Annotated in this window: 24 protein-coding genes and 2 pseudogenes; all 26 read left to right on the forward strand. The window is 54.9% G+C overall.

Annotation, left to right across the window (positions count from 1 at the left end; all coding sequences use genetic code 11):
• Nucleotides 1-856 precede the first annotated feature (856 nt).
• The 26 genes and pseudogenes from U5J94_RS10355 (at nucleotide 857) to U5J94_RS10475 (ending at nucleotide 26654) form a co-directional block, all read left to right on the forward strand.
• Nucleotides 857-1120 (forward strand): type II toxin-antitoxin system prevent-host-death family antitoxin, encoded by a 264-nt coding sequence (locus U5J94_RS10355; RefSeq protein ID WP_322565568.1) that lies wholly within the window; start codon nucleotides 857-859, stop codon nucleotides 1118-1120.
• A complete protein-coding gene (locus U5J94_RS10360) occupies nucleotides 1117-1566 on the forward strand; it encodes a type II toxin-antitoxin system VapC family toxin (RefSeq protein ID WP_322565569.1) in 450 nt (149 codons plus the stop codon). Before U5J94_RS10355 ends, U5J94_RS10360 begins: the two co-directional genes overlap by 4 nt.
• 1625 nt (nucleotides 1567-3191) lie before the next feature.
• Complete coding sequence (locus U5J94_RS10365) at nucleotides 3192-3476, forward strand: hypothetical protein (RefSeq protein ID WP_322565570.1); 285 nt, start codon at nucleotides 3192-3194, stop codon at nucleotides 3474-3476.
• An 89-nt stretch (nucleotides 3477-3565) separates the two neighbouring features.
• Nucleotides 3566-3793, forward strand: a complete 228-nt coding sequence (locus U5J94_RS10370; protein ID WP_322565571.1) for a DUF6290 family protein — start codon at nucleotides 3566-3568, stop codon at nucleotides 3791-3793.
• On the forward strand, nucleotides 3777-4043 hold the full coding sequence (locus U5J94_RS10375) for a type II toxin-antitoxin system RelE/ParE family toxin (protein WP_322565572.1): 267 nt from the start codon (nucleotides 3777-3779) through the stop codon (nucleotides 4041-4043). The genes U5J94_RS10370 and U5J94_RS10375 overlap by 17 nt, the downstream gene beginning before the upstream one ends.
• A 1437-nt stretch (nucleotides 4044-5480) precedes the next feature.
• Nucleotides 5481-5828: a MarR family EPS-associated transcriptional regulator gene (locus tag U5J94_RS10380; protein WP_322565573.1), complete on the forward strand. Its 348-nt coding sequence runs from the start codon at nucleotides 5481-5483 to the stop codon at nucleotides 5826-5828.
• Between the two features lie 3 nt (nucleotides 5829-5831).
• Complete coding sequence (gene rfaH / locus U5J94_RS10385) at nucleotides 5832-6332, forward strand: transcription/translation regulatory transformer protein RfaH (protein WP_322565574.1); 501 nt, start codon at nucleotides 5832-5834, stop codon at nucleotides 6330-6332.
• Nucleotides 6333-6698: 366 nt separating this feature from the next.
• Nucleotides 6699-7370, forward strand: coding sequence for a hypothetical protein (locus U5J94_RS10390; protein WP_322565575.1), 672 nt, complete (start codon nucleotides 6699-6701; stop codon nucleotides 7368-7370).
• Nucleotides 7371-7538: 168 nt separating this feature from the next.
• Nucleotides 7539-9011 (forward strand): capsule assembly Wzi family protein, encoded by a 1473-nt coding sequence (locus U5J94_RS10395; protein WP_322565576.1) that lies wholly within the window; start codon nucleotides 7539-7541, stop codon nucleotides 9009-9011.
• 68 nt (nucleotides 9012-9079) lie between these two features.
• Nucleotides 9080-9511, forward strand: a complete 432-nt coding sequence (locus U5J94_RS10400) for a low molecular weight protein-tyrosine-phosphatase (RefSeq protein WP_322565577.1) — start codon at nucleotides 9080-9082, stop codon at nucleotides 9509-9511.
• Nucleotides 9512-9517: 6 nt separating this feature from the next.
• Nucleotides 9518-10612 (forward strand): polysaccharide export protein, encoded by a 1095-nt coding sequence (locus U5J94_RS10405; protein ID WP_322565578.1) that lies wholly within the window; start codon nucleotides 9518-9520, stop codon nucleotides 10610-10612.
• A 20-nt stretch (nucleotides 10613-10632) separates the two neighbouring features.
• Nucleotides 10633-12852 (forward strand): polysaccharide biosynthesis tyrosine autokinase, encoded by a 2220-nt coding sequence (locus U5J94_RS10410; protein WP_322565579.1) that lies wholly within the window; start codon nucleotides 10633-10635, stop codon nucleotides 12850-12852.
• 182 nt (nucleotides 12853-13034) lie between these two features.
• On the forward strand, nucleotides 13035-13382 hold the full coding sequence (locus U5J94_RS10415) for a four helix bundle protein (RefSeq protein WP_322565580.1): 348 nt from the start codon (nucleotides 13035-13037) through the stop codon (nucleotides 13380-13382).
• Between the two features lie 47 nt (nucleotides 13383-13429).
• A pseudogene (locus U5J94_RS10420) lies at nucleotides 13430-14323 on the forward strand (nucleotide sugar dehydrogenase); the annotation flags it as partial.
• 132 nt (nucleotides 14324-14455) lie between these two features.
• A pseudogene (locus U5J94_RS15310) lies at nucleotides 14456-14740 on the forward strand (UDP binding domain-containing protein); the annotation flags it as partial.
• Between the two features lie 132 nt (nucleotides 14741-14872).
• The gene (locus U5J94_RS10425) at nucleotides 14873-15232 is read left to right on the forward strand and encodes a four helix bundle protein (protein WP_322565582.1); all 360 of its coding nucleotides are present in this window, start codon (nucleotides 14873-14875) and stop codon (nucleotides 15230-15232) included.
• An 85-nt stretch (nucleotides 15233-15317) separates the two neighbouring features.
• Nucleotides 15318-16283 carry a UDP-glucuronic acid decarboxylase family protein gene (locus U5J94_RS10430; RefSeq protein WP_416224167.1) on the forward strand — a complete coding sequence of 322 codons (966 nt, stop codon included), beginning with the start codon at nucleotides 15318-15320 and terminating at the stop codon, nucleotides 16281-16283.
• Between the two features lie 315 nt (nucleotides 16284-16598).
• Nucleotides 16599-18035 (forward strand): mannose-1-phosphate guanylyltransferase/mannose-6-phosphate isomerase, encoded by a 1437-nt coding sequence (locus tag U5J94_RS10435; protein WP_322565584.1) that lies wholly within the window; start codon nucleotides 16599-16601, stop codon nucleotides 18033-18035.
• A 13-nt stretch (nucleotides 18036-18048) separates the two neighbouring features.
• A complete protein-coding gene (gene fcl / locus U5J94_RS10440; RefSeq protein ID WP_322565585.1) occupies nucleotides 18049-19032 on the forward strand; it encodes a GDP-L-fucose synthase in 984 nt (327 codons plus the stop codon).
• Nucleotides 19029-19430, forward strand: coding sequence for a GxxExxY protein (locus U5J94_RS10445; RefSeq protein WP_322565586.1), 402 nt, complete (start codon nucleotides 19029-19031; stop codon nucleotides 19428-19430). Before fcl ends, U5J94_RS10445 begins: the two co-directional genes overlap by 4 nt.
• A gap of 597 nt (nucleotides 19431-20027) precedes the next feature.
• On the forward strand, nucleotides 20028-20285 hold the full coding sequence (locus tag U5J94_RS10450; RefSeq protein WP_322566484.1) for a four helix bundle protein: 258 nt from the start codon (nucleotides 20028-20030) through the stop codon (nucleotides 20283-20285).
• On the forward strand, nucleotides 20282-21469 hold the full coding sequence (gene gmd / locus U5J94_RS10455) for a GDP-mannose 4,6-dehydratase (protein ID WP_322565587.1): 1188 nt from the start codon (nucleotides 20282-20284) through the stop codon (nucleotides 21467-21469). Before U5J94_RS10450 ends, gmd begins: the two co-directional genes overlap by 4 nt.
• A gap of 37 nt (nucleotides 21470-21506) precedes the next feature.
• Entirely contained in the window at nucleotides 21507-22697 is a 1191-nt protein-coding gene (locus tag U5J94_RS10460; protein ID WP_322565588.1) for an NAD-dependent epimerase/dehydratase family protein, read from the forward strand.
• A complete protein-coding gene (locus tag U5J94_RS10465) occupies nucleotides 22694-23665 on the forward strand; it encodes an NAD-dependent epimerase/dehydratase family protein (RefSeq protein ID WP_322565589.1) in 972 nt (323 codons plus the stop codon). The genes U5J94_RS10460 and U5J94_RS10465 overlap by 4 nt, the downstream gene beginning before the upstream one ends.
• Nucleotides 23666-23721: 56 nt before the next feature.
• Nucleotides 23722-24849 (forward strand): SDR family NAD(P)-dependent oxidoreductase, encoded by a 1128-nt coding sequence (locus tag U5J94_RS10470; protein ID WP_322565590.1) that lies wholly within the window; start codon nucleotides 23722-23724, stop codon nucleotides 24847-24849.
• Nucleotides 24843-26654, forward strand: a complete 1812-nt coding sequence (locus U5J94_RS10475) for an ABC transporter ATP-binding protein (RefSeq protein WP_416224218.1) — start codon at nucleotides 24843-24845, stop codon at nucleotides 26652-26654. The genes U5J94_RS10470 and U5J94_RS10475 overlap by 7 nt, the downstream gene beginning before the upstream one ends.
• Nucleotides 26655-26669 lie beyond the last annotated feature (15 nt).

The raw sequence follows: 26669 nt of genomic DNA on the forward strand, positions 1-26669 counted from the left end.
TCTTAGTTCTTAGTTCTTAGTTCTTAGTTCTTAGTTCTTAGTTCTTAGTTCTTAGGACTTAGAACTTAGGACTGTTTGTTGTAGGAGCGCCCCGCGGGCGCGATTGCCGGCCGGTGCCGGGATCGCGGTCAAAGCCCGCTCCCGGCATCCTCCGGACGCAGTGTCGAGGGGCGAGTGACGAGGTACGAGGAAAGACCTCATAACTCGATATCAGATATTGTAGGAGCGCCTCTGGCGCGAGAGATCACGGGAACAGACCCACCCATCGCGGTCAAAGCCCGCTCCTACCGACCAGGCCAACACGGCGTGGATTTTCCTCGTCCCTCGTCCCCTGTCCTTCAGACGCGCCAGCGCCTGAAGGACCTGTAGGAGCGCCCCGCGGGCGCGATTGCCGGCCAGTGCCGGGATCGCGGTCAAAGCCCGCTCCCGGCGTCCTCCGGACGCAGTGTCGAGGTACGAGGAAAGACCTTATAACTCGATATTCAGAGCTTGTAGGAACGCCTCTGGCGCGAGAGATCACGGGAACAGACACGTCCATCGCGGTCAAAGCCCGCTCCTACCGACCTGGATAATCCGGTGTAGATTTTCCTCGTCCCTCGTAACTCGTCACTCGTCCCGGCCGAAGGCCAGGGCTGCCAACTTTGCTCTTGTAAGGCCCATCGCGGCGCAGCTGCTCCTGCAAATCGGGTGGGTTGGGTTGTTCCTGCCTTGTTCCCCGGCCGAAGGCCCGGAGCTACCAACTGCAAACTGAAGTCTGCTAACTGCTAACTTATTTTCGTTTTGAGCTCCCGAACACGGGTTGCTTATTGAACAAAAATGACTACAATAAGCGTAACAGCCACAAATTGTGACCACAATGAGCGTCTCTATTCGCGAATTCAAAGCTCATCTTTCCCGCTACCTGGCCAGGGTCCGGGCGGGCGAGACCCTGGAAATCACCTCCCACCGTAAGGTGATCGCCCGGGTCATGGCGGCGGCAGACAAAGAGGCAAAAGGTATCCCCCGCCTGTTGGCTTCCGGCGCCGCCAGGTGGGATGGCCGCAAGCCGGCCGGCTCGGCCATCCGGCTTGCCGATACCGGCACACCCCTTTCATCCATGGTCATGGAAGATCGCGGTTGATTCTTTATTGCGATACCTCCGCGCTGGTCAAGCTCTATGTTGTCGAGCCGCACAGCGAGACGCTAAAAGCATTACTTGATCAGGCCAGGGCGGTAGCCGTCAGTCGCATTGCCTGGGCCGAATATCATGCCGCGCTGGCCCGGCGCGCGCGGGAAGTGCCCGGTGATGCTGCCGCCCTCGATCGGGCGCGGCATCGGCTGGCCGATGAATGGGGCCATTATCTTGTCATGGAAGTCACCCAGGCTGTGGTGGAAAAAGCGGGGGAGTATGCCGAGGCTTTTGCCCTTCGGGGTTACGATGCCGTCCAGTTGGCCAGCGCCCACGAAGCCATGACACAAACCGATTTACCGGTCACATTCGCCTGCTTCGATCGGCGACTGAATCAGGCCGCAAAACTGCTCGCTATGAAAAGTTGGCAGTTTGCAGCTGGCAGCGAGCAGTTGTAGGAGCGCCTCCCGGCGTCCTCCGGACGCAGTGTCGAGGTACGAGTGACGAGGTACGAGCAAAGCACCTTATAACTCGACATTCAGATATTGTAGGAGCGCCTCCGGCGCGACCGACGACCCGTGCCGCCCGATTAGAGTGTCGCGGCTGAAAGCCCCTCCCACAATAGTAAAACAGGTCCTGGCTTTGTGGGAGGCGATTCCATCGGCGACCGATCGTGCCGCCCGGCAAGGCCCATCGCGGCGTAGTCGCTCCTACAAATCGGGTGGGCTGGATTGTTCCTTCCTCGTAACTCGTTCCTCGTCCCTGTCCTTCAGACGCACCAGCGCCTGAAGGACCTGTGTAGGAGCGCCCCGCGGGCGCGATTGCCGGCCGGTGCCGGGATCGCGGTCAAAGCCCGCTCCCGGCATCCTCCGGACGCAGTGTCGAGGGGCGAGTGACGAGGTACGAGGAAAGACCTCATAACTCGATATCAGATATTGTAGGAGCGCCTCTGGCGCGAGAGATCACGGGAACAGACCCACCCATCGCGGTCAAAGCCCGCTCCTACCGACCAGGCCAACACGGCGTGGATTTTCCTCGTCCCTCGTCCCCTGTCCTTCAGACGCGCCAGCGCCTGAAGGACCTGTAGGAGCGCCCCGCGGGCGCGATTGCCGGCCGGTGCCGGGATCGCGGTCAAAGCCCGCTCCTACCGACCAGGCCAACCCGGTGTAGATTTTCCTCGTCCCTCGTCACTCGTTCCTCGTCCCTGTCCTTCAGACGCGCCAGCGCCTGAAGGACCTGTAGGAGCGCCCCGCGGGCGCGATTGCCGGCCGGTGCCGGGATCGCGGTCAAAGCCCGCTCCCGGCATCCTCCGGACGCAGTGTCGAGGGGCGAGTGACGAGGTACGAGGAAAGACCTCATAACTCGATATCAGATATTGTAGGAGCGCCTCTGGCGCGAGAGATCACGGGAACAGACCCACCCATCGCGGTCAAAGCCCGCTCCTACCGACCAGGCCAACACGGCGTGGATTTTCCTCGTCCCTCGTCCCCTGTCCTTCAGACGCGCCAGCGCCTGAAGGACCTGTAGGAGCGCCCCGCGGGCGCGATTGCCGGCCGGTGCCGGGATCGCGGTCAAAGCCCGCTCCCGGCATCCTCCGGACGCAGTGTCGAGGGGCGAGTGACGAGGTACGAGGAAAGACCTCATAACTCGATATCAGATATTGTAGGAGCGCCTCTGGCGCGAGAGATCACGGGAACAGATACGCCCATCGCGGTCAAAGCCCGCTCCTACAAATCGGGTGGGCTGGATTGTTCCTTCCTCGTTCCTCGGCCCTTGTACCTCGGCCCTGTCCTTCAGGCGCGTCAGCGCCTGAAGGACCTGCTTCGCCGCACTTTATACTGCCAACTGCGGCTGCGAACTGCCAACTTTGCTCTTGTAAGGCCCATCGCGGTCAAAGCCCGCTCCTACAAATCTGGCGGATTGGGGTTATCTCCTCGTCCCTCGTCCCGGCTGGGCTGCCAACTGCCAACTGCCAACTGCCGACTGCCTACTTCGCTCTTGTAGGTCTTGCCCTACAAATCTTTCAGCCAAATCCCACACCAATCCAGGAAACAGCCTACAGGCAATCTTGCAGGGTTGAGGTATGTTTATTCCCAACAAGGAAGTTGTTCGTGACAGGGATGTCACACCCAAAGTCCCGCCCGGCAAGGACGCCCGGCGGGCATTTTTTTGGCAGAGAAAAAAGCTGGCAGTCATCAGATGGCAGTTTGCAGTCGTTAATCGTAAGTCATTAATTGGCTGGTTGACGGGGCGTGGGCTCGATTTAGAATTTTGGCAACTGCTAACTTTGTTTTCACCCGGCACCAGCTTTTTAATTTGCTGCAAACTGACGACTGTCAACTGCAAACCATTTTTCACTCAGTACTGATGCGTCTCGGCACTATTCTTACGATTTACGATGCCTGATTTGCCTGCTAGTATGGTATACATGTCAACCACATGATTTCTGGGATTATCATGAGCAAGCAGACTGCAGTCAGGTTACCGGATGAACTGAACGAGCGTCTGGTCGCCCTCGCGAAACGGACGGGACGCCCGGTCTCTTATTATATTCGCGAGGCGATCGAGGAGCATCTGGAGGATCTGGAAGATATCTATCAGGCCGAACAGGTGCTGGAACGGCTGCGTCGTGGCGAAGAGCAGATTGTAGACGGCGAGGAATTCTGGCGTGACCTGGCGGATTAAGTACGCCCGGTCAGTTCAAAAATCAGTCAAGAAACTCAATCCCAGGGTTCGCCAGCGACTGCGGGACTACCTCGAGAACCGCATTGCCCAACTGGCTGATCCGCGCCAGATCGGCAAACCCCTCAAAGGCCACCATAGTGAGTTATGGCGTTACCGGGTCGGCGATTACCGAATTATATGTGAAATACAGGACAACTCGCTCGTTGTTCTGGTTGTCCGGATCGGACATCGCAAAGAAATATACCGGTAAAGAAAGTCAGCAGTTTACAGCTGGCAGTCGGCAGTTGTAGAAGAACACCTGTGAGAATGACTTCGGGGCGACAGATCGTGCCGCCCGGCAAGGCCCATCGCGGCGCAGCCGCTCCTATAAATCGGGTGGGCTGGATTGTTCCTTCCTCGTCCCTCGTCCCTCGTCCCTGTCCTTCAGACGCACCAGCGCCTGAAGGACCTGTGTAGGAGCGCCCCGCGGGCGCGATTGCCACGGCCGATGCCGGGATCGCGGTCAAAGCCCGCTCCCGGCGTCCTCCGGACGCAGTGTCGAGGTACGAGTGACGAGGTACGAGGAAAGACCTTATAACTCGATATTCAGAGCTTGTAGGAACGCCTCTGGCGCGAGAGATCACGGGAACAGACACGCCCATCGCGGTCAAAGCCCGCTCCTACCGACCAGGCCAACCCGGTGTAGATTTTCCTCGTCCCTCGTCACTCGTCCCTCGTCCCTGTCCTTCAGACGCGCCAGCGCCTGAAGGACCTGTGTAGGAGCGCCCCGCGGGCGCGATTGCCACGCCGATGCCGGGATCGCGGTCAAAGCCCGCTCCCGGCGTCCTCCGGACGCAGTGTCGAGGTACGAGTGACGAGGTACGAGGAAAGACCTTATAACTCGATATTCAGAGCTTGTAGGAACGCCTCCGGCGCGAGAGATCACGGGAACAGACACGCCCATCGCGGTCAAAGCCCGCTCCTACCGACCAGGCCAACCCGGTGTAGATTTTCCTCGTCCCTCGTCACTCGTACCTCGTCCCTGTCCTTCAGACGCGCCAGCGCCTGAAGGACCTGTGTAGGAGCGCCCCGCGGGCGCGATTGCCGCGTCGATGCCGTGTTCGCGGTCAAAGCCCGCTCCTACCGACCAGGCCAAACCCGGTGTAGATTTTCCTCCTCCCTCGTAACTCGTCACTCGTCCCGGCCGAAGGCCAGGGCTGCCGACTGCCAACTTAGATATAAAAAACAACACTTTACACTCCTGCAACATTTGCCTAGACTTGCGTTCAAGTCTTGAACATACTGGCCGCTAAAGGCCAGTAGACCCGCGATGAGTCAGGGCATGCAGCCTTTAGAGGCGCTGCCGCATCGCGGAATTTGAGCCAAGTTGTTGATTTTATTTATGCTGTACCCTGCACGGCAGGGCGGTAGCGTGCCCGAATGCCCGGGTAGGCTGATAGAGCGAAGCGGTATCTGGCGGATAGATGCCGGACACCGCGGAGTTTATGCCCGAAGGGTGCTTTGTCCGGCCTACAACTCTAACGGTAATGTTGAATTTTTAATGCTGAATTTTGAATTGATGTGCCCATTGGGCGCTGTTTTTGATCGAAACCACGGGATATAGGAGGCCAGCCGCTCCCTGGCCGAATAGAATTCAACATCCAAAATTCATCACTTAAAATTGCCCTTTACTGCCAACTTCGATTTAATGTTAACCGACGAAACCCGCTACAAGCTCCTCAAGCTGCTGGAACAAAACCCCGGCATAAATCAGCGTGAGCTGGCGAGCGAGCTGGGCATCAGCCTGGGCAAGACCAATTACTGCCTCAAGGCGCTGATCGACAAAGGCTGGGTCAAGGCGGGCAATTTCCGCCAGAACCCGCGTAAAATGCACTATGCTTATCTTTTGACCCCCAGGGGGCTGGAAGAGAAGGCGCGGGTGACCCTGCGCTTTTTAAAGCGCAAGCAGGAAGAATACGAACAACTGGTCGACGAGCTCGAGGAGCTGCGCGAAGAGGCCGCCGCCCTCAAGCCGCTCGAAGAAGGGGAGGGATAACCGATGCATCACTGGTACGTGGTCCAGACCAAGCCCAAAAAAGAAAACCAGGCCATCGAAAATCTGCTGCGCCAGGGGTATACCGCCTACTGTCCCAAAATGGCCCAGGCCAAACGCCGCCGCCAGCGCTGGCAGAAAATTATCGAGCCGCTGTTTCCCCGTTACCTGTTCGTGCAACTGGCCATGGGCATCGATGATTTCGGCCCCATCCGCTCCACCCTGGGGGTCCTGAACATGGTGCGCTTCGGCAACCAGCCGGCGACCATTCCCCAGCAGGCCATCGACACCATCCACCGGCAGGAACAGGTCCTGCTGGGCGAGCCGGGCGATCAACCGGTCTGGCAACCGGGCGACAAGGTCCAGGTGGTCGAAGGCGCCTTCGCCGGCCTCAACGGCATCTTCGAAAAAGCCTGCGGCACCGAACGCGTCATCGTCCTGCTCGACATGCTCGGCCGCCAGAACCGCGTCACCGTCGAAACCCACGACGTCGTCCCGGTGATATAAAAGTTGTAGGAGCGGCTCGCAGCCGCGATTCGGGAGAAGGGGTACTCCCGTCGCCGATGGAACCACCTCCCACAGGCCCTTCGGGCAGGGGCCAGCTACTAGGTCCTGGGACCTGTTCTGTAGGAGCGGCTCCGCCGCGATAACCGAATGTTCTGCCAGTTGTCTTTCACTCAGAACTCAGAACTCAGCACTCAGCACTATTTTTTTAGCTTCTGAATTTGCTGCAAACTGAAGACTGCCAACTGCCAACTGCCAACTGCCAACTGCCAACTGCTAACTGCCAACTGCTAACTGCCAACTTTGTTTTATACTAACTACGCTTTAAAATCCGCCCTCGCTGTCTTCACCCTCGTGGTTCTTGCAGCGGTGATTTATGTACTGCTGGCAAAACCCGTCTACGAAAGCCGGGCGGTGGTCAAGATCGGGCAGGTGGGTTCGGTCGGGCCGGTGGAAGAGGTTGCTGTATTGGGCCAGCGCCTGTCGGCTGAACACCCGGCGCTGACTGCCGTTGAACACGGCAGCGGTGAGGCGCAGAATGTGCTCACCTTGATCGTGACAGCAGATGACAGGGAAACCGCCCGGGAAGATATCAATACCATCGTCGACAAGCTGCTGGAGGAGCACCGCAGCCGCTTTCATGCGATGCAAACGCCACTGCGACAACGCCGTGATGCACTCGGTATTCGTCTGGCCGATTACCGGCAACAACTGAATGAACTGGATATCCAGGTCAGTCGGCTGCGGAGTGAGCAACCGGTTCAGGCCGCCGTCCTGATGATTGAAAAGGGCAACGTGACCCGCGCGATCCCGGAACTGGAAGACAAACTGGCCGAACTGGAACAGGCGCTCGGTGAGCCGCAAACTGTCCGGACCCGGGTGCTGGGTGAACCGACCACAACGGAGACGCCAATCAAACCCCGATCCGCGCTGATCATCACCCTGTCCATTGTGTCCGGGCTGATACTCGGCATGGTCGCTGCCTTCCTGGCCAAATTGATCGCCAGGGCAAGAACCCCGGCTGCGGGCAAAGAGATGTAAGAAAACAAAGTTGACAGTTTGCAGTTGTAGGAGCGCCTCCGGCGCGATAGATAAAAGTTGGCAGTATGTCGAGCGGCTCCGCCGCGACTGCATGCGCTGCAAACTGATGACTGCCATCTGCCAACTTTAAATATTGTTTAAATCAAAATTAAAAACTCAAAATTCAACATGCAGCTTTATCGCGTCCTGCTGGCGGTTATTTATACAACCGCCCACAGTGCCGTTGCCTCGCCGTTTATCGAGGTCGGTGACATGCACTTGCGCCATGATATGACTGTATTGGCCGACCACGGGATTATCAGCGCGCCCGTTACCACCTGGCCAATCAGCTGGAACAGCGTGGCGGACGACATCCGCACCGCCACCGTGAAGTCCGATACGCCCGCGGTGGTCAAAAATGCGTTGTTGCGGATAAAAAAGCGCTATCGCCGGCAAAGCACACAGGGAAGATTACAACTCTCCGGCCGGTTCGCCGCAAAGACCCGTGATGACACCGTCCCCGAGCTGAGAAACTTCGCCAGCGCGCCTCGCGAGGAGGCCGAAGCCGGCGTCGGTGTTGAGTGGATGGGCGAGACAGCGGCTTTTAAACTCAACGCCACCTACGTCGATGATCCGGAAGATGGCAAAGACTATCGCGCCGATGGCTCCTATGCCGGAGTGGTCCTGGGAGGCTGGTCATACAGTGTCAGCACCCTGGACCGCTGGTGGGGTCCGGGCTATGAAGGCAGCCTTATATTATCCAGCAACGCCCGGCCGGTACCGGCGCTGAGCCTGCAACGCATGAGTGCCACGCCCTTCGAGAGCCCCTGGCTCAGCTGGCTGGGACCGTGGCAACTGAAATTCTTTACCGGCCAGCTGGAATCCGATCGGCATGTCCCGCAGGCCAAACTGCTGGGGCTGAGAATCAACTTCAAGCCTTTCGACAGCCTGGAGGTGGGGCTGTCTCGCACCGCGCAATGGGGCGGGGAAGGGCGTCCCGAAGATGTCGACAGCTTCCTCGACATGCTACTGGGAAACGATAATGCAGGTGAAAATGGCGTCACACCGGAAAACCAGCCGGGCAATCAGTTAGCGGGCTGGGATCTGCGCTGGAAGCCCGGCAAGACCCTGCCGCTGGTCGTCTACATGCAGCGAATCGGCGAGGATCAGGCCGGCATTTACCCGACCGCCAACATGTATCAATTCGGCGCCGAAACCTGGGGCAGTCTCGGGCATTACGATTATCGCCTGGTGGTCGAATATTCCGACACCAGTGCCTACCGGGGCAGCAATCACGACTGGAATGTCGCCTACAATCACGGCAGCGTCTACGCGGACGGCTACCGGTTTTACAGCCGCTCCCTCGGGCACACGATCGATAGCGACAGCGCAATGACCAGCATCCGTTACAGCCTGTACGGGCACAACGCGATAAGCTGGCAATTTGTCGTCAATAACGGCAAAATTAACCGCGATAACGAGGGGCAAAACGCCGTCTCCGCCAACGCCATGGATTACACGGATCTGCAGGTCAGCCGCCGCCAGCCGCTCTGGCGCGGCGATCTGAATCTGGGGCTCGCCTATATCGACGTCAAAGATCGACAAACCGGTATTGCCAATGACGAAATCCAGGCGATGATGCACTGGCACCGGCGGTTTTGACCCTGATGCCAGAGAGCCGGGCACTGTGCCGCAATTCATGACAGGCCGGGATCGCCGGAGCCGGCAGCGTGTTTAACCGGATTCTGGTCGTCTGCGTCGGCAACGTCTGCCGCAGTCCCATGGCCGAGGCCCTGCTAAAACAGACGCTGGCGGAGCGCAATGTGAGCATCTCATCGGCGGGCCTGGGAGCGCTGGCAGGCCATGGCATCGAACCCCAGGCCCAGGCGGTGCTCGAGGCGCACGGACTCGATGCCTCCGGGCACCGGGCCCGGCAGATAACGCCGGACATGGTGCGTGGGGCTGATCTGGTCCTGGTCATGGAAGACTGGCAGCGCACCGAGGTAGCCGGACTGGATCCGACGGCCCGTGGCAAGATTCACCTGCTGGGGCGCTGGGGCGAGTTTGAAATCGATGATCCTTATCGCCAGTCTGACGAACAATTTAAACGGGCTTATGACGCGATCGTCAGGGGCGTCACGGAATGGACAACAAGACTGTGAATAATAATGACTAGGAAACTCATTGTCCTGTTCAGCCTTGTCCTGTTGCTCAGTGGCTGTGCCGCTGCGCCGGGCATGTACATGGACGACAGCGATCTGCAGAGCAAAGACACCGTCACTGAACCGGCCATAGAGCCCGAGTTGATCCCGATCACCCCCACGCTGGTACGCAAACAGGCCAGCGCCCGCGCGGAGTCCGGGCGCCGGCAGGGCGCAGTAGCGAACGTCGAGCAGCAGGGTGAGTTCGAGTATCATGTCGGCCCTGGCGACGTGCTGAACATCACCGTCTGGGAGCATCCGGAGCTGACCATCCCCGCCGGCGAGTTTCGCGATCCGGAACAGGCCGGGCATCTGGTCAGTACAAAAGGCACGATCTTCTATCCCTACGCCGGCGAGCTGGCGGTGGCGGGCAAGACACTGGACGAGATCCGTTCGCTACTGCAGTCGAAGCTGACCCACTATATTCAGAACCCGCAGGTGGGCGTGCGGGTGGCGGCGTTTCGCAGCAAACGGGCTTTTGTCACCGGCGAGGTGAACCAGCCCTCCGTGCTGCCCATCACCGACACACCGTTGACCCTGCTGGAGGCGATTAATCGCTCCGGCGGCGCCAGCGAGATTGCCGATCTGCGCAACGTGGTATTGTCCCGCGGCGAACGTTCGCAACGAGTCGATCTGCTGGAGCTGTACCGCGGCGATCAACGTCAGCCGCTATACCTGCGCGACGGCGATCAGGTCTACGTGCCCGATCACTTTGACAACAAGGTCTTCGTACTGGGTGAGGTCAACAAGCAGTCCGCCCAGCTGATGCGCAACAGCCGGATGACCTTGGCCGAGGCGATCAGCGGCGTCGAGGGCCTGAACCAGTCTTCTGCTGATCCCAGCCGGATTTATGTTATCCGCGGCAATCTGGAAAAACCGCGCGTCTACCAGCTTAACGCCGAGTCACCCGATGCCCTGTTACTGGCCACCATGTTCGAACTCCAGCCACGCGATGTAATTTACGTCTCCATCGCCGGGATATCGCGCTGGAACCGCCTGATGAGCCAGATCCTGCCCACGGTCCAGACGCTGTGGCAAACCGACAGACTGATCAACGATTAAAGCGCCGCGTTACTACAATAATGCATGAACCGTTAAAACAGGACGAGCTGCGCCTCCCGCAAGGCCCGAATATTAATGATGACGAGATCGATCTCGGCCAGCTTGTCGCCGTCCTGGTCGATGCAAAGTGGCTCATCGCGGCAATCACGGCGGCCTGTGTGATCCTCGGCGTGATTTATGCCCTGACGGCAACGCCGATCTACCAGAGCGACGCCCTGCTGCAAATCGAGCAGAAAGAAAGCAGCATCGGCGGTCTGGATCAGCTCTCCGGGATGTTCGCCGGCGAGACCCCGGCCGGGGCGGAAATCGAGATCATCCGTTCCCGCAAGATCCTGGGGCAGACCGTGGACAACCAGAAGCTCGACATCCACGCCCGGCCGGACTATTTCCCGCTCATCGGCGAGACACTGGCCCGCCGCTATGGCGGTGAGGGACCGGCCGGGGCGTTTCTGGGGCTGGACGGCTACGCCTGGGGCGGGGAGTCCATCCAGGTCCAGCGGCTGGACCTCTCCGCCGACTATCAGGGCCGGCCGTTGACGCTGATTGCCGGCGAAGCCGGCCGTTACCGGCTTCTCGGCCCCGAGGAGGAGCCCCTGTTGCGCGGGCAGGTTGATCAGCGGGCCACCGGCAACGGCATCGAGTTGTTCGTCGCCGAGCTGACGGCCCGCCCGGGCACCCGCTTCATCCTCAGCAAACAACCGCGGCAACAAGCGATCCGCCGGCTGCAGAGCAATCTGACCATCAGCGAGCAGGGCCAGAAATCCGGCATCCTGCGCCTGACCCTGGAAGGCGCGGATCCGCAACGCCTGGCCGAGACCCTGGACGGGGTCGCCAGTACGTACCTGCGTCAGAACGTCGAGCGCCGCTCCGCCGAGGCGGAAAAGACCCTGGCGTTTCTCAACGAACAGCTTCCGCAACTCAAGGCCGATCTCAACGCCGCCGAAACGCGCCTCAACGAGTATCGCTCCAACCTCGGCAGTGTCGATCTGACCCTCGAGACCCAGGGCGTGCTTGAGCGTATGGCGAATGTGGAAAAAGCCCTGCAGGAGCTGGAGCTCAAACGCTCCGAGCTCAAGCAGAAGTTCACCGCGAACCATCCCGCCCTGATCACCCTGCAGGAAAAGCGCGAGCAGCTGGTGGCCGAGCGTGACGCCCTGAACCGCGAGATCAAGCAGATGCCCGAAGAGGTACAGCAGTCGGTACGCCTGACCCGGGATGTGAAGGTCGCCAACGAGCTCTATCTGTTACTGCTTAACAAGGCCCAGGAGATGCGCGTCATCAAAGCCGGCACCATCGGCAATGTACGCATCATCGATCCGGCCATTGTGCCCATCGAACCGATCAAACCGAAAAAGTCATTGATTGTCGTACTGAGTCTGGTGCTGGGCGTCATGCTGGGCATGTTCACCGTCTTTGTGATCCGCTTTCTCAACCGCGGGGTCGAGGATCCCGACCTGATCGAACAGCAACTGGGTATTCCGGTCTACGCCGCGGTACCCCACAGCGTCAAGCAGGCGCGGGAGGCCAAACGCGTGGCCAGAAAGGGCAAACGCCGCGCCTGGCTGCTGGCGGCCAACGAGCCCGACGATCCGGTGGTCGAAAGCCTGCGCAGCTTGCGCACCAGCCTCCAGTTCGCGCTGATGGACGCCGGCAACAATATCATGGCTATGACCGGCCCGAGTCCCGGTCTGGGCAAGTCGTTTATCTGCGCCAATCTGGCGTATGTGCTGGCCGCGGCAGGCAAACGGACCCTGCTGGTCGACGCCGATCTGCGCAAAGGCCACCTGCATGACTATTTCGGCATAGAGCGTAATGAGGGGCTGTCAGGCGTGATCAGCGGCGAGGTGGCACTGGAACAAGCGGTTCACAAGACGATGCAGGAAAACCTGGACTTCCTGCCCGCCGGTATCGTCCCGCCCAACCCGTCGGAGTTGTTGCTTAACGAGCGTCTGGGTAAAACACTCAAAAGCCTGTCCAGCGAATACGACTTTGTCATTATCGACACCCCGCCGGTACTTGCAGTAACCGATGCAACGATCATCGCCCGCCTGGCAGGCATCAACTTCGTACTCCTGCGGTCCGGCGTCCACCCCCTGCGCGAGATTGAACAGACGATAAAACGGCTGCACCAGAACGGGATCAAAGTACAGGGCTTTGTGTTTAATGATCTCCCCGTTCGTGCCGGCGGCTATGGAAGTGCAAGCAAGTATGCCTATCACTATCAGTATGAGTATAAATAAAAAGTTGGCAGTCGGCAGTTAGCAGTCGGCAGTTGCCGGAGCGCCTTCGGCGCGACTGAAAATATCTGCAAACTGAAAACTGCCAACTGATGACTTTATCTAAACAAGGGGCGTCCCACACACCAGAAGCTGCAAACTGAAAACTGCCAACTGATGACTTTATCTAAAACATGGAGGTTAAAATGGCTTTCGAAGACCTGGACGTCTGGAAACGCGCCGCAAGACTAAGTTCGGATATCTACACAAACATGCGCGAACTAAAAGATTATAGTTTCAAGGATCAGATAACCCGCTCAAGCTTGTCAGTACCATCGAACATCGCAGAAGGGATAGAACGCGCAACCGATAAAGAAAAAATGAGATTTCTAAGCATCGCCAAAGGCTCCGCCGCTGAACTACGAACCCAGATCTACATCGGCATGGATATCAGCTATATCTCAAAAGATATCGGCACAAAGTGGATTAAAGAAACAAAAGAACTAAGCGCCATGCTAGTCGGCCTGATCAAATCAATAAAAGCAGTTAATTGATGACTGCCAACTGCCAACTGCCAACTGCCAACTGAGAACTATCATTTATGAAGATTGCCATCGCCGGCACCGGCTACGTCGGGCTCTCCAACGCCATCCTGCTCGCGCAACACAACGAAGTTGTCGCCCTGGATATCGACCCGGAAAAAGTCAAACAGATCAACGCCCGGCACTCCCCGATCATCGACACCGAGATCGAGGAGTACCTGCAACACAAAGACCTCAACCTGCGCGCCACCCTGGACAAAAATGACGCCTACGAAAACGCCGACTTCGTCATCATCGCCACCCCGACCGACTACGATCCGGTAACCAACTACTTCAACACCAAAACCGTCGAATCGGTCATAGAAGACATCCTGGCCATCAACCCCAAAGCCACGATGGTCATAAAATCCACCGTCCCGGTCGGCTACACACGAAGCGTCACAGAACAATTCAAAATTCAACATTCAAAATTCAAAATTATATTTTCCCCCGAATTCCTGAGAGAGGGCAAGGCGTTACACGATAACTTATATCCCTCGCGCATCATCGTCGGCGAGCAGTCGGAGCGGGCCGAGACCTTCGCCAACCTGCTCAAGCAGGGCGCGCTGAAAGAGGATATCTCCGTGCTGTTCATGAACAGCACCGAGGCCGAGGCGGTCAAACTGTTCGCCAATACCTACCTGGCCATGCGGGTGGCGTTTTTCAACGAACTGGACACCTACGCCGAAACCCACGGCCTGGACACGCGCCACATCATCGACGGCGTGGGCCTCGATCCCCGCATCGGCAACCACTACAACAACCCGTCCTTCGGCTACGGCGGCTACTGCCTGCCCAAGGACACCAAACAGCTGCTGGCCAACTACCAGGATGTTCCCGGCAACATCATGCAGGCCATCGTCGACGCCAACACCACCCGCAAGGACTTCATCGCCGAGGCGATTATTCGAAAATTAAACAATGTATCCCCTCTCCCTCAGGGAGAGGGCCAGGGTGAGGGGAGTAATAGACCCTCGTCACTCGCCACTCGTACCTCGCCCCTGCCCGAAGGGCTTGCGGGAGAGGGTCAGGGTGAGGGGATCAATAAACGCAAAACCGTCGGCATCTACCGCCTGGTCATGAAAAACGGCTCCGACAACTTCCGCACCTCCGCCATCCAGGGTGTGATGAAGCGCATCAAGGCCAAAGGCATCGAAGTCGTCGTCTACGAACCGGTACTGGAAGAAGACACTTTTTATAACTCGAAGGTCATCCGCGACCTGAACGAATTCAAACAAACCAGCGACGTCATCGTCGCCAACCGGCTGTCGGATAATCTGAAAGACGTCCAGGACAAGGTGTATACGCGGGATTTGTTCAACAGCGACTAGAAAAAAAGGCAATGTTGAATTTTGAATTTTGAATTTTGAATGTTGAATTGTAGTTCGGCTACGCCGCGCTGTATTTTGATTCCTTCAATTCAAAATTCAAAACTCAAAATTAAACAAACATTGGAGGTTGTAATGGCAAGGGAAAATGCCGTTCTGAATAAGTCGTTTGAGTTTGCAATACGCATAGTCAAACTGCATCAATTTCTTGTGAAAGAGAAAAAAGAGTACGTCCTGTCTAAACAATTGTTGCGAAGTGGTACTTCAATTGGAGCTAATGTTAATGAAGCGCAGGCGGGTCAGAGCAGAAATGACTTCATCAGTAAAATGACGATAGCCAGTAAAGAGGCCAGAGAAAGCAAATACTGGATAGAGCTACTGGTAGCTACAGGCTATTTGGCTAAAAACGACAAATACATAAATTCATTGCTGAGTGATGTCTTTGAATTGACAAGAATTCTGACAAGTATAGTGAAAACTACACGAGAGAAGTAACTTTGCCTGGTCAATTCAAAATTCAAAATTCAAAATTCAAAATTCCACGTCAATACTACTTCTTATAAAACTGGAGTGACGTAAGTTGAAAATCCGAAATAGAAAAAGGGTGCTAGTTACCGGCGGTGCGGGGTTCTTAGGTTCCCATCTCTGCGAACGCCTTTTAAAAGAGGGCGATGATGTCATCTGCCTGGACAATTTCTACACCGGCACCAAGGACAACATCCAGCATCTGATGGAGAACCCGTTCTTCGAGGTGATGCGCCATGACGTGACCTTTCCGCTCTATGTGGAAGTGGACGAAATCTATAACCTGGCCTGTCCCGCGTCACCCATCCACTACCAGTTCGATCCGGTGCAGACCACCAAGACCAGCGTGCACGGCGCGATCAACATGCTGGGGCTGGCAAAGCGCACCAAGGCCCGGATATTCCAGGCCTCCACCAGCGAGGTCTACGGCGATCCGGAGCAGCACCCGCAAACCGAGTCCTACTGGGGACATGTCAACCCGATCGGCAGCCGCTCGTGCTACGACGAGGGCAAGCGTTGCGCCGAAACCCTGTTTTTTGACTACTACCGTCAGCACAACCTCGATATCAAGGTGGGGCGGATTTTCAACACCTATGGCCCCAACATGCATCCCAATGACGGGCGGGTGGTTTCCAACTTCATCATGCAGGCCCTGACCGATCAGCCCATCACCATCTACGGCGACGGCCAGCAATCCCGCTCCTTTTGCTACGTGGACGACCTGATCGAGGCCTTCGTCCGCCTGATGGCCTCGCCGGCCGAGGTCACCGGTCCGATCAACCTGGGCAACCCGAACGAATTCACCATCCTGGAGCTGGCGGAACAAGTCATCGAGATGACCCACTCCAGATCAAAAATCGAAAAACGCCCGCTGCCGGACGACGATCCCAAACAACGCCAGCCGGACATCAGCCTGGCCAAAAAAACACTGGACTGGGAACCGAAAACATTACTGGAAGAAGGCCTGAAAAAAACCATTCCGTACTTCGAAAACCTGGTGAAAGCCGGCATAAAGCAATAAACGGGATGCTGTGGTGAGGAGTGAGGTATGCGGTCAGAATTTATAATTCACACACGCTGCCCACTTTTAACTGTAACTTCGAACTAAGAACTAAGAACTAAGAACTGTTTTTGTTCTGCCCGCTGCTAACTTTCTCTTCGAACTCAGAACTCAGAACTTAGAACTATTTTTTAATATCCGGCACAAACAACCGTAATTCCGGTCCAAAGCCTGCCCCGGCGTGCTCTAAGCTGGGGCCGGAATTCAGGCTTGGCACTAAGAACTAAGAACTAAGAACTGTTTTTGTTCTGCCAACTGCCAACAACATTTTATTTTATGAATAAACGATCAATCAAAGCCATCATCCTCGCCGGCGGCAGCGGTACCCGTCTCTGGCCGCTGTCTCGCCTGCAATTACCCAAGCAGTTCCTTCGTCTTCAGGGTGACAAGACGCTATTGGAATCGACGGTGGATCGACTGGCACCTCTGATCGAGCCCAAAGACGTGGTGATTGTCACCGGTGCCGAACACGCCAAAGGAGAAGCCTATAACAGTCTGCGCCCTTATCAGACCCTGCTCGAGCCGGTCGGTCGCAATACCGCCCCGGCAATTGCGCTGGCGGCGGCCTGGTTGCAGGATCAGGCGGAAGAGAATGATCCTGTTATGGTCGTATTACCGGCCGACCATATCATCAAGCAGCCCGAGGCGTTCCAGCAAGCCTTGCTACAGGCCATAGAGGCGGCAGAGTGTGGAAAACTGGTCACCTTTGGTATTGAACCGACCCGGGCTGACACTGGCTTCGGCTATATAAAGGTAAAGGCACCGGAAAATAACCAGACAATTGGCAGCCCCGAATTGTCAACGCTCGATGTAGTCGAGTTTACCGAAAAGCCGGATCAGGAAACGGCCAACGACTACCTGCAAGCCGAAAACTATTATTGGAATTCGGGGATGTTCGTCTGGAACACCTCCACGATCCTGAAGGAGATCACCGATCACCTGCCGGAAGTTGACGTTGTTTTGACCAGAATCCGCAACGACTGGCAAGAGTCAGATACCCTGCAGGCGGTAATTGATAATCATTTTGCTGATATGCCCGCTATCAGTATCGACTACGGGGTGCTGGAGAAGAGCAGCAATGTGGCGCTGATCCCCTGTAATCTCGGCTGGTCCGATGTGGGCAGCTGGGATGCCGTGCATGAAGTCGCCGACCGGGATGCTTCGGGCAATGCCCTGCAGGGACGTGTAATTGCTAAAGATTGTAACAACTCCCTGATTCACAGTAACCAGCGGCTGGTGGCGGCGATCGGTGTGGCGGATCTCTGCGTCATCGAGACTGCCGATGCGGTCCTGATTACCCGTCGCGGCCAGAGTCAGCGGGTACGCGAGATTGTGGATGATCTCAAACAGGAAAACGCCCAGGAGCATCTTTATCATCGTACCGTGCATCGTCCCTGGGGCAGTTTTACAGTGCTGGAGGATCATGACGGCTTCAAGATGAAACGAATCACCGTGGAGCCCGGCGCCAGCCTCAGCCTGCAGCGGCATCAGCATCGTTCCGAGCATTGGGTGGTGGTATCGGGCACCGCCACGGTCACGCGCGGCGACGAATTACTGACCATCACCAAAAACGAAAGCACCTATATCCCCATCGGTACCAAACACCGGCTGGAAAACCGGGGCAAAATCCCCCTCGAACTGATCGAAGTACAGGTCGGGGAATACCTGGACGAAGACGATATCGAACGCTTCGAGGACAACTACGATCGTTAATATGACCGACCCGATGACAGCTCAAAAAATCTATGTCGCCGGGCACCGGGGGATGGTGGGTTCGGCGATTATCCGCCGGCTCCTGGCCCCCAATACCCATTCCCGACTGCCCACTCCCGAGATCATCACCCGGACGCACGACCAGCTGGACCTGACCGACCAGCAGGCAGTCAGGGAGTTCTTCGCCGTCGAAAAACCGGACCAGGTCTATCTGGCGGCCGCAAAAGTTGGCGGTATCCATGCCAACAACACCTATCCGGCCGATTTCATCTATCTGAATCTGATGATCGAAGCCAATGTGATCGAGGCGGCGTTCCGTCACGGCGTCAAAAAACTCCTCTTTCTGGGCTCCAGCTGTATCTATCCCAGGCTCGTCGAACAGCCCATGGCGGAGAGCGCGTTACTTACCGGCCCGCTGGAGTCGACCAACGAACCCTATGCCATTGCCAAAATCACCGGCATCAAGCTCTGCGAGAGCTATAACCGGCAATACGGCGAAAGCCATGGCACCGATTACCGCAGTGTGATGCCGACTAACCTCTACGGCCCCGGCGACAACTATCATCCCGAAAACAGCCACGTCATCCCCGCGCTGATCCGGCGCTTCCATGAAGCCAGGGAGAATCAGGATCCGGTTGTTACCGTCTGGGGGACCGGCACCCCCCGGCGCGAGTTTCTGCACGTCGATGACATGGCCGCGGCCTGCGTGCACGTTATGAACCTCGACAAGGCGAGTTACGAGCAACACACCGAACCGATGCAGAGCCACATCAATGTCGGCTGGGGTGATGACGTCACCATCCGCGAACTGGCCGAGACCATCGCGCAAGTGGTTGGCTATACCGGTAAAATCGAATTCGACACCAACAAACCCGACGGCACCCCCCGCAAACTCATCGACAGCAGCCGACTCAATGCACTGGGATGGCAGGCGACGATCGGGCTGAAAGAGGGTCTCATGCAGACGTATGACGATTATGTCAGACAACAAGCTTGAGCCACGAATTGCACGAAAATCACGAAAAGATTCTTTTTAAGGAAGAGTCGTATCAAATACAGGGTGCGATTTTTGAAGTATATAATGAAATCGGCCCGGGGTTTCTTGAGGCCGTTTACCAGGAGTGCCTGGAATACGAGCTAGGTAGTAGAAAAATTCCCTTTACCGCCCAAAAAGAACTCGCTGTTAGCTATAAGGGAAGAAAATTAAATCAGACCTATAAACCCGATCTTGTTTGTTATGACAAAATTATCGTAGAAATCAAATCTGTCAGACAGATCAACAATGAGCACCAGGCTCAAATCCTCAACTACCTTAAGGCAACAGGACTCAATCTTGGATTGCTTGTTAATTTCGGAAGCTATCCAAGAGCAACAATAAAACGATTTGTTTCATAAAAATGCCACGAATAACACGAACATGCACGAACATGCACGAATCCATACAGATGATAGTCACACAAACCTGGTTAAATAATATGTATCTATTTTTCGTGAATATTCGTGCCTTTCGTGGAAAAAGAGAATGTAAAATTTCGGAAGCTATCCAAGAGCAACAATAAAACGATTTGTTTCATGAAAATGCCACGAATAACACGAACATGCACGAATCCATACAGATGATAGTCACACAAACCTGGTTAAATAATATGTATCTATTTTTCGTGAATATTCGTGCCTTTCGTGGAAAAAGAGAATGTAAAATTTCGGAAGCTTTCCAAGAGCAACAATAAAACGATTTGTTTCATGAAAATGCCACGAATAACACGAACATGCACGAATCATATGCAGATGATAGTCACACAAACCTGACCAAATCATATTTATCTATTTTTTTGTGAATATTCGTGCCTTTCGTGGCAAAAAGAGAATGTAAAATTTCGGAAGCTTTCCAAGAGCAACAATAAAACGATTTGTTTCATGAAAATGCCACGAATAACACGAACATGCACGAATCATATGCAGATGATAGTCACACAAACCTGACCAAATCATATTTATCTATTTTTTCGTGAATATTCGTGCCTTTCGTGGCAAAAAGAGAATGTAAAATCAGAAGGCGCGGCTCGCAGCGGCCAGAAGGAATACGCTCATTTTATCAGTATCGCACGTGGGTCACTGGCTGAGCTGAACACGCAGATCCAGATTGCAAAAATGCTGGGTTATTACACCGAATCTGAAGAGATTAATAAAAACCTGAACCGACTGGGCCGTCTTCTGACCGGCCTCTATAAAAAATGGAACAAATCATGAATTCTACTACCGATTCCCCATTAACCACTTCCGAATCCCGGCGCGTTGCGCTGATCACCGGTATAACCGGCCAGGACGGCGCCTACTTGGCGGAGTTTCTGCTGGACAAGGGCTACATCGTCCACGGTATCAAACGCCGCACGAGTCTGTTCAATACCGACCGGATCGATCACCTCTATCGGGACTATCACGAAATCGAAAAAGAGCAATCCCAATCCCCCACTGCCCACTCCCGGCAGTTCTATCTGCATCATGGTGATATGACGGACTCTTCCAGTCTGATACGGATTATCCAGCAGACCCAGCCGGATGAAATCTATAATCTGGCCGCTCAATCGCATGTGGCGGTCAGTTTCGAAGAGCCAGAGTACACCGCCAATTCCGACGCGCTGGGGACGTTGCGCGTTCTGGAGGCCATCCGGATCCTGGGGATGGAAAAGAAAACAAAATTTTACCAGGCCTCGACCAGTGAACTGTTCGGCAAGGTACAGGAAATCCCGCAGAAGGAAACCACCCCGTTCTACCCGCGTAGTCCGTATGCCGTGGCCAAGCTCTATGCCTACTGGATTACCGTTAACTATCGCGAGGCCTATGGTATGTATGCCTGCAACGGCATTCTGTTTAATCATGAATCACCGATTCGTGGAGAAACCTTCGTCACCCGCAAGATCACCCGGGCACTGGCCAGAATCAAACTCGGCCTGCAGGACTGCCTCTACCTGGGCAACCTCGACGCCAAACGCGACTGGGGTCACGCAAAAGACTACGTGGAAATGCAATGGCTGATGCTGCAACAGGAAGAGCCGGAGGATTTCGTCATCGCCACCGGCCGTCAATACAGCGTCCGCGACTTCGTCAACGCTGCCGCGAAGGAACTTGGTATGGAGATCCGCTGGGAAGGGCAGGGCGTCGATGAAGTAGGAATACTCAGCACTCAGAACTCAGAACTCAGAACTCGCGGAGCGGAGCGCACGATAGTGCGCGTAGATCCGCGTTACTTCCGCCCCACCGAAGTCGAAACCCTGCTGGGTGATCCGAGTAACGCTAAAGAAAAACTGGGCTGGACACCGAAGATCGCCTTTGAGGAACTGGTCGCTGAAATGGTGCGCGAAGACCTCAAAAGTGCCGAGCGGGACGAGCTGGTCGAGAAACACGGATATCGCTCATTGAACTATCACGAATAATCTCCTAGCCCAATAAGCCAAGGGATAAATGATAAAGATGTCACATGTACTGATTCTCGGCGGTGATGGTTACCTGGGGTGGCCGACCGCGATGTATTTTTCCAACCTGGGCTACCAGGTTACCGTAGTCGATAACTATTTCCGTCGCAATGCCTGTACCGAACTCGATACCGGCATGCTCTACCCGGTGCCGACCCTGATTGAGCGGGCAAAGATCTGGCACGAGCAGACCGGCAGGGAAATCAAGGTTGTTATTGCCGATCTCGCCCAACCCGAGGCGATGCGCAGCCTGTTCGACGGAAGGGTTAAATACCAGTGGGCGGTCAATGAAGAGTTTACCGGCATCCCCGAAACTGTTGTCCACTATGCCGAACAGCCTTCCGCCCCGTATTCGCTGATGGACTATCAGCATGCCGATATTACCCTGGTCAACAACCTGCGTGTCACCAACAACCTGCTATGGGCCATCCGTGATTATGCCCGCGACACACACCTGATCAAGCTCGGCACCATGGGTGAATATGGCACGCCCAATATCGATATTGAAGAGGGCTGGCTGGAAGTGGAGCACAAGGGGCGCAAGGACACTTTCCTGTACCCCCGCCAGGCCGGCAGTCTGTACCACACGACCAAGGTAATGGACACCGACCTGATGTGGTTCGGGGTGCGCATGTGGGATCTGAAAGTGACCGATCTGATGCAGGGGCCGGTGTACGGTATTGAGACCGAAGAATCCGCCATCGACGATCGACTCAAGACCATTTTCAACTATGACGAGATTTTCGGCACCATCGTCAACCGCTTCGTCACCCAGGCCGTGGTCGGTTACCCGCTGACAGTGTATGGCGGTGGAGGGCAGACCCGGGGCTATCTCAATATCAAGGATACCCTGCAGTGCGTTCATGTCTCGGAACAAAATCCGGCCCAGAAGGGCGAGCTGCGGATATTCAACCAGATCATGGAGACCTTCAGCGTCAATCAGCTTGCAGACATGGTCAAGCGGGCCGGGGACAAGCGCGGGCACAATGTGGAAATAAAAAGTATTCCGAACCCGCGCAAAGAAGCGGAAGAGCATTACTATAATCCCACATATCAGGGATTGCAGGATATCGGCGTCAAGCCCCATTACCTGACTGAAGAGGTGATGGATCGGCTGTTCGAAGTGGTAGAAGCTTATCTGGGCAATATAAGAAAAGATGTGATTTTCAAGGGGGTAAAATGGGGTTGAACTGGTTGATAACCGGAGGGTGCGGCTTTATCGGCACCAGTCTGATCAAACGCTTGCAGGCAGAAGGTGGTCACAACATACGTGTGATTGATAATCTGACTACCGGCACGCGGGATGACCTTGCCGGTGTTAGCAGCTTTCACGAGGTCGCAGCCGACCGTCTTGGTGACAACCCTTCGGGTGTTGAACTGGTGGTGGGCGATATTCTCGATGAAGAGCTGGCGCTTGACGTAACCAGCGGGGCAGACGTGATTGTTCACCTTGCGGCGAATACCGGTGTCGGGCCTTCAGTGGAAGACCCGCGCTCTGACTGCTATGCCAACGTCATCGGCACCTTTAACTACCTGGAGGCCGCCAGAAAGAACAAGGTAGACCGTTTCGTCTTTGCCTCCAGCGGCGCCCCGGCGGGCGAGGTCGAGCCGCCTATTCACGAGGAACTACCGCCACATCCGGTCTCCCCCTACGGTGCCAGCAAGCTGGCGGGCGAGGGCTACTGCTCTGCCTACAGCAAGAGCTTCGGCATCGACACGGTGGCACTGCGTTTCGGCAATGTCTATGGTCCCGGCTCGGTACACAAAAACAGCGTGGTCGCCAAGTTCATCCGTCGAGCGCTGAACGGGGAAGTCCTGGAGATTTTCGGTGACGGCAGCCAGACCCGCGATTTTATTTACATTGATGATCTGATCGAGGCAGCCATGCTCGCGGCAACAGTCAAGGATATCGGCGGCGAGACCTTCCAGATCGCCACCAGCCGCGAAACTACAGTGGGTGAAATGGCCGAACAACTCGTCGGCGTCATGGAGTCACGGGGTGTATCAAACATCAAGGTCGTCAACGCCGAAACCCGCGTCGGCGACGTCAAACGCAATTACTCCGACACCACCAAAGCCCGAGCCCGACTCGGCTGGCAACCAAACACCGAACTAAAAAACGGCCTGATCAAAACCGTAGATTATTTTCTGGAGTAAGCAGCATCCCACTCCTGACTACTCACTCCTAACTCCTAACTACTGACTAAAACAAAATGCCAAACTCCTCACTAAAAACGCCTTACTCCTTACTCCAGGGAAAGCGCATCCTCGTCACCGGCGCCTGCGGCACCGTAGGTTCCGAACTGGTCCGACAACTATTGACTGACAAGCACTATGCGCCGGATGAAGTTATCGGGATAGATAACAACGAGAGCCAGCTCTTCTTCCTGGACCAGGAGTATCTCGATGATGCCCGGGCCAGATTTTTTGTTGCCGATATTCGCGACCGGGATGAGCTCTGCCGGCGTATGCGTGGCGTCGATATTGTGTTCCATGCGGCGGCACTGAAACATGTCATTCTCTGTGAGCGTTCTCCCGAGCAGGCGGTGCAGACCAATATCCAGGGCGTGCAGAATGTCATCGCTGCAGCGACCGAGAATCAGGTCGAACGGGTTATCTTCACCAGCTCCGACAAGGCGGTCAATCCGACCAACGTCATGGGGACCTCGAAACTGATGGGCGAGCGGCTGATGACCGCGGCCAACAGTCACAAGCGTGGCGACGGGCCGATCTTCGCCTCGACCCGGTTCGGTAATGTTCTCGGCTCAAACGGTTCGGTCATTCCCATTTTTCATAATCAGATCGCCAAAGGTGGACCCATAACGCTGACCGATCGGGAAATGACCCGCTTCGTGATGAGTATCGAAGAGGCCGTGCGGCTGGTGATTGATTCCGCCGAACTGGCGCGGGGCGGTGAAGTCTTTATTACCAAGATGCCGGTGGTACGCATCGAGGACATGGCCACGGCCATGATCCGGATCCTTGCACCGCACTATGGTCACGAAGACAAGGACATTGATGTCACGGTGATTGGTGCCAAGCCCGGTGAAAAACTCTATGAAGAGTTGATGAGCGATGAAGAGACCCGCCGCTCGGTCGAACTGACAAATTACTTTGCCGTATTGCCCGCGTTTCGCGGGATCTACCAGGATATTGCTTATGACTATGAAAATATCATTTCCGAAGCCGTAACCAATCCTTATATCTCAGCAGTGGAAACTTGTATGTCACCTGAAGAAGTCTCCGGATTTCTCGAGGAGAATCGGCTCCTTGAAAAACCGGAAGAGGATACAGCCCGGAGGTACTGGCCGGGGGATAAGGAAGCAAAAACCGAATCATGATGGTACGCAAAATACTCTCTTTGCTGGATCGCCAGGAAAAGCGTCGCGGCATTCTGATTGTCGCCATGGTGACAATTATGGCTGCACTGGAAGTGGCCGGTGTGGCCTCGGTGATGCCGTTTTTAAGCGTTGTAGGTAATCCGGAAGTGGTACACAGTAATGCTATTCTCGCCTCAGCCTACAATACATTAGGCTTTACATCTGTTGATGACTTTCTTCTGGCATTAGGTTTATTTGCATTCGGGCTGATACTAACGTCCGCGATATTTAAAGCATTGACCCTTTATGCAATGAACAGATTTATCGAAATGCGCCGTCATAGCATCAGCCACAGGTTGTTGGAAACATATTTAAGACAGCCCTATGCTTTTTTTCTAAATCGTCATAGTAGCGATATGGCAAAAACGATCCTTTCTGAAATAGATCAACTGATCCATAATGTTTTCCGTCCAAGTATGGACATGTTTGCTTATGCTATAATTTTAGGTTCTATGATTACCCTCCTGGTAATTGTTGAGCCAAAGATTGCTGCTATCGTAATTACTGTGATAGGGGGGCTTTATATAATAATATATGCGGGGGTGCGTGGGATACTCGGGCATATTGGCAGTGATCTCGTGCGAGCAAATAAAGAGCGCTTCACCGCAGCCGGTGAAGCATTGGGAGGAATTAAAGACATTAAACTCCTTGGTCGTGAACAAGCATATAGTTCCCGTTTTCGCAGTCCTTCCAGTCGTTTTGCCAGACACCAGGCTACCAATCAAACTCTTTCACAGGTGCCCAATTTTCTGGTTGAAGCAGTGGCTTTTGGCGGAATAATCATCTTGACCCTTGTGTTACTCAGTAGTAGCGGTGGCGTAACAGGGGATGGAATTGGAGAAATTTTGCCAATGTTAGGCCTTTACGCATTTGCGGGACTAAGGATGAAACCTGCCGCCCAAAAGATTTATATCGGATTTGCCAAGTTACGATTTGGTTCGGCTTCTCTAAATAATATCTACAATGATTTATACCAGCGAAGTGCGCTTGCAGAAATCAATGTTCATGACCCCAGACCGTTTAATCCGCAGAGAGCTATTTCCTTGCAGGATATTCACTATAGTTATCCAGGTTCAAAGGAAGAAGCACTGAAGTCTATTAACTTGCAAATTAATGTCGGGACATCTGTAGGGCTGGTCGGTAGTACTGGCGCAGGGAAAACAACGTTGGTGGATGTTCTGCTAGGTTTGCTTCGCCCCACTCAAGGCAGTATTGTTGTCGACAATAAGCCTGTAACAGATGATGAATTGCGAGCATGGCAGCGAACATTGGGCTATGTTCCGCAGGATATTTTTTTAATTGATGACTCAGTTAGCAAAAATATAGCTCTTGGTGTGCCGACGCAACAAATTGATTATGATCAAGTTGAGCGCTGTGCGCGTATGGCGCAAGTTCATGACTTTATCATGCAAGAGATGCCTGATGGCTACGATACTTTAGTTGGTGAGCGTGGAGTCCGTCTTTCAGGTGGGCAACGTCAACGCATTGGTATTGCCAGAGCACTTTACCATGATCCGCATGTTCTGGTATTTGATGAGGCGACAAGTGCGCTGGATACATTGACTGAGCAAGCTGTCATGGAATCTATTGAGGCACTGCACCATAAAAAGACCATTATTATTATCGCTCATCGACTTACTACAGTCCGAGAATGTGAGCAGATATTTCTGTTAGACAAAGGAATAATTATTGCGAAAGGTGAATATGATGAGCTTATTAATAATAACATTGCCTTTCGATCTATGGCTGGACAGAATGTTAATTAAAAGTAAAGTTTCAAA

The sequence above is a fragment of the Thiohalophilus sp. genome (assembly GCF_034522235.1).
In the GTDB taxonomy this organism is placed as follows: domain Bacteria; phylum Pseudomonadota; class Gammaproteobacteria; order UBA6429; family Thiohalophilaceae; genus Thiohalophilus.

Coding starts and splice junctions, on each gene's coding strand:
- U5J94_RS10410 (WP_322565579.1), top strand. CDS start 10,633: ATGCATGAACCGTTAAAACAGGACGAGCTGCGCCTCCCGCAAGGCCCG.
- fcl (WP_322565585.1), top strand. CDS start 18,049: ATGACAGCTCAAAAAATCTATGTCGCCGGGCACCGGGGGATGGTGGGT.
- U5J94_RS10365 (WP_322565570.1), top strand. CDS start 3,192: ATGTTTATTCCCAACAAGGAAGTTGTTCGTGACAGGGATGTCACACCC.
- rfaH (WP_322565574.1), top strand. CDS start 5,832: ATGCATCACTGGTACGTGGTCCAGACCAAGCCCAAAAAAGAAAACCAG.
- U5J94_RS10395 (WP_322565576.1), top strand. CDS start 7,539: ATGCAGCTTTATCGCGTCCTGCTGGCGGTTATTTATACAACCGCCCAC.
- U5J94_RS10425 (WP_322565582.1), top strand. CDS start 14,873: ATGGCAAGGGAAAATGCCGTTCTGAATAAGTCGTTTGAGTTTGCAATA.
- U5J94_RS10470 (WP_322565590.1), top strand. CDS start 23,722: ATGCCAAACTCCTCACTAAAAACGCCTTACTCCTTACTCCAGGGAAAG.
- U5J94_RS10380 (WP_322565573.1), top strand. CDS start 5,481: ATGTTAACCGACGAAACCCGCTACAAGCTCCTCAAGCTGCTGGAACAA.
- U5J94_RS10405 (WP_322565578.1), top strand. CDS start 9,518: ATGACTAGGAAACTCATTGTCCTGTTCAGCCTTGTCCTGTTGCTCAGT.
- U5J94_RS10355 (WP_322565568.1), top strand. CDS start 857: ATGAGCGTCTCTATTCGCGAATTCAAAGCTCATCTTTCCCGCTACCTG.
- U5J94_RS10370 (WP_322565571.1), top strand. CDS start 3,566: ATGAGCAAGCAGACTGCAGTCAGGTTACCGGATGAACTGAACGAGCGT.
- gmd (WP_322565587.1), top strand. CDS start 20,282: ATGAATTCTACTACCGATTCCCCATTAACCACTTCCGAATCCCGGCGC.
- U5J94_RS10415 (WP_322565580.1), top strand. CDS start 13,035: ATGGCTTTCGAAGACCTGGACGTCTGGAAACGCGCCGCAAGACTAAGT.
- U5J94_RS10460 (WP_322565588.1), top strand. CDS start 21,507: ATGTCACATGTACTGATTCTCGGCGGTGATGGTTACCTGGGGTGGCCG.
- U5J94_RS10435 (WP_322565584.1), top strand. CDS start 16,599: ATGAATAAACGATCAATCAAAGCCATCATCCTCGCCGGCGGCAGCGGT.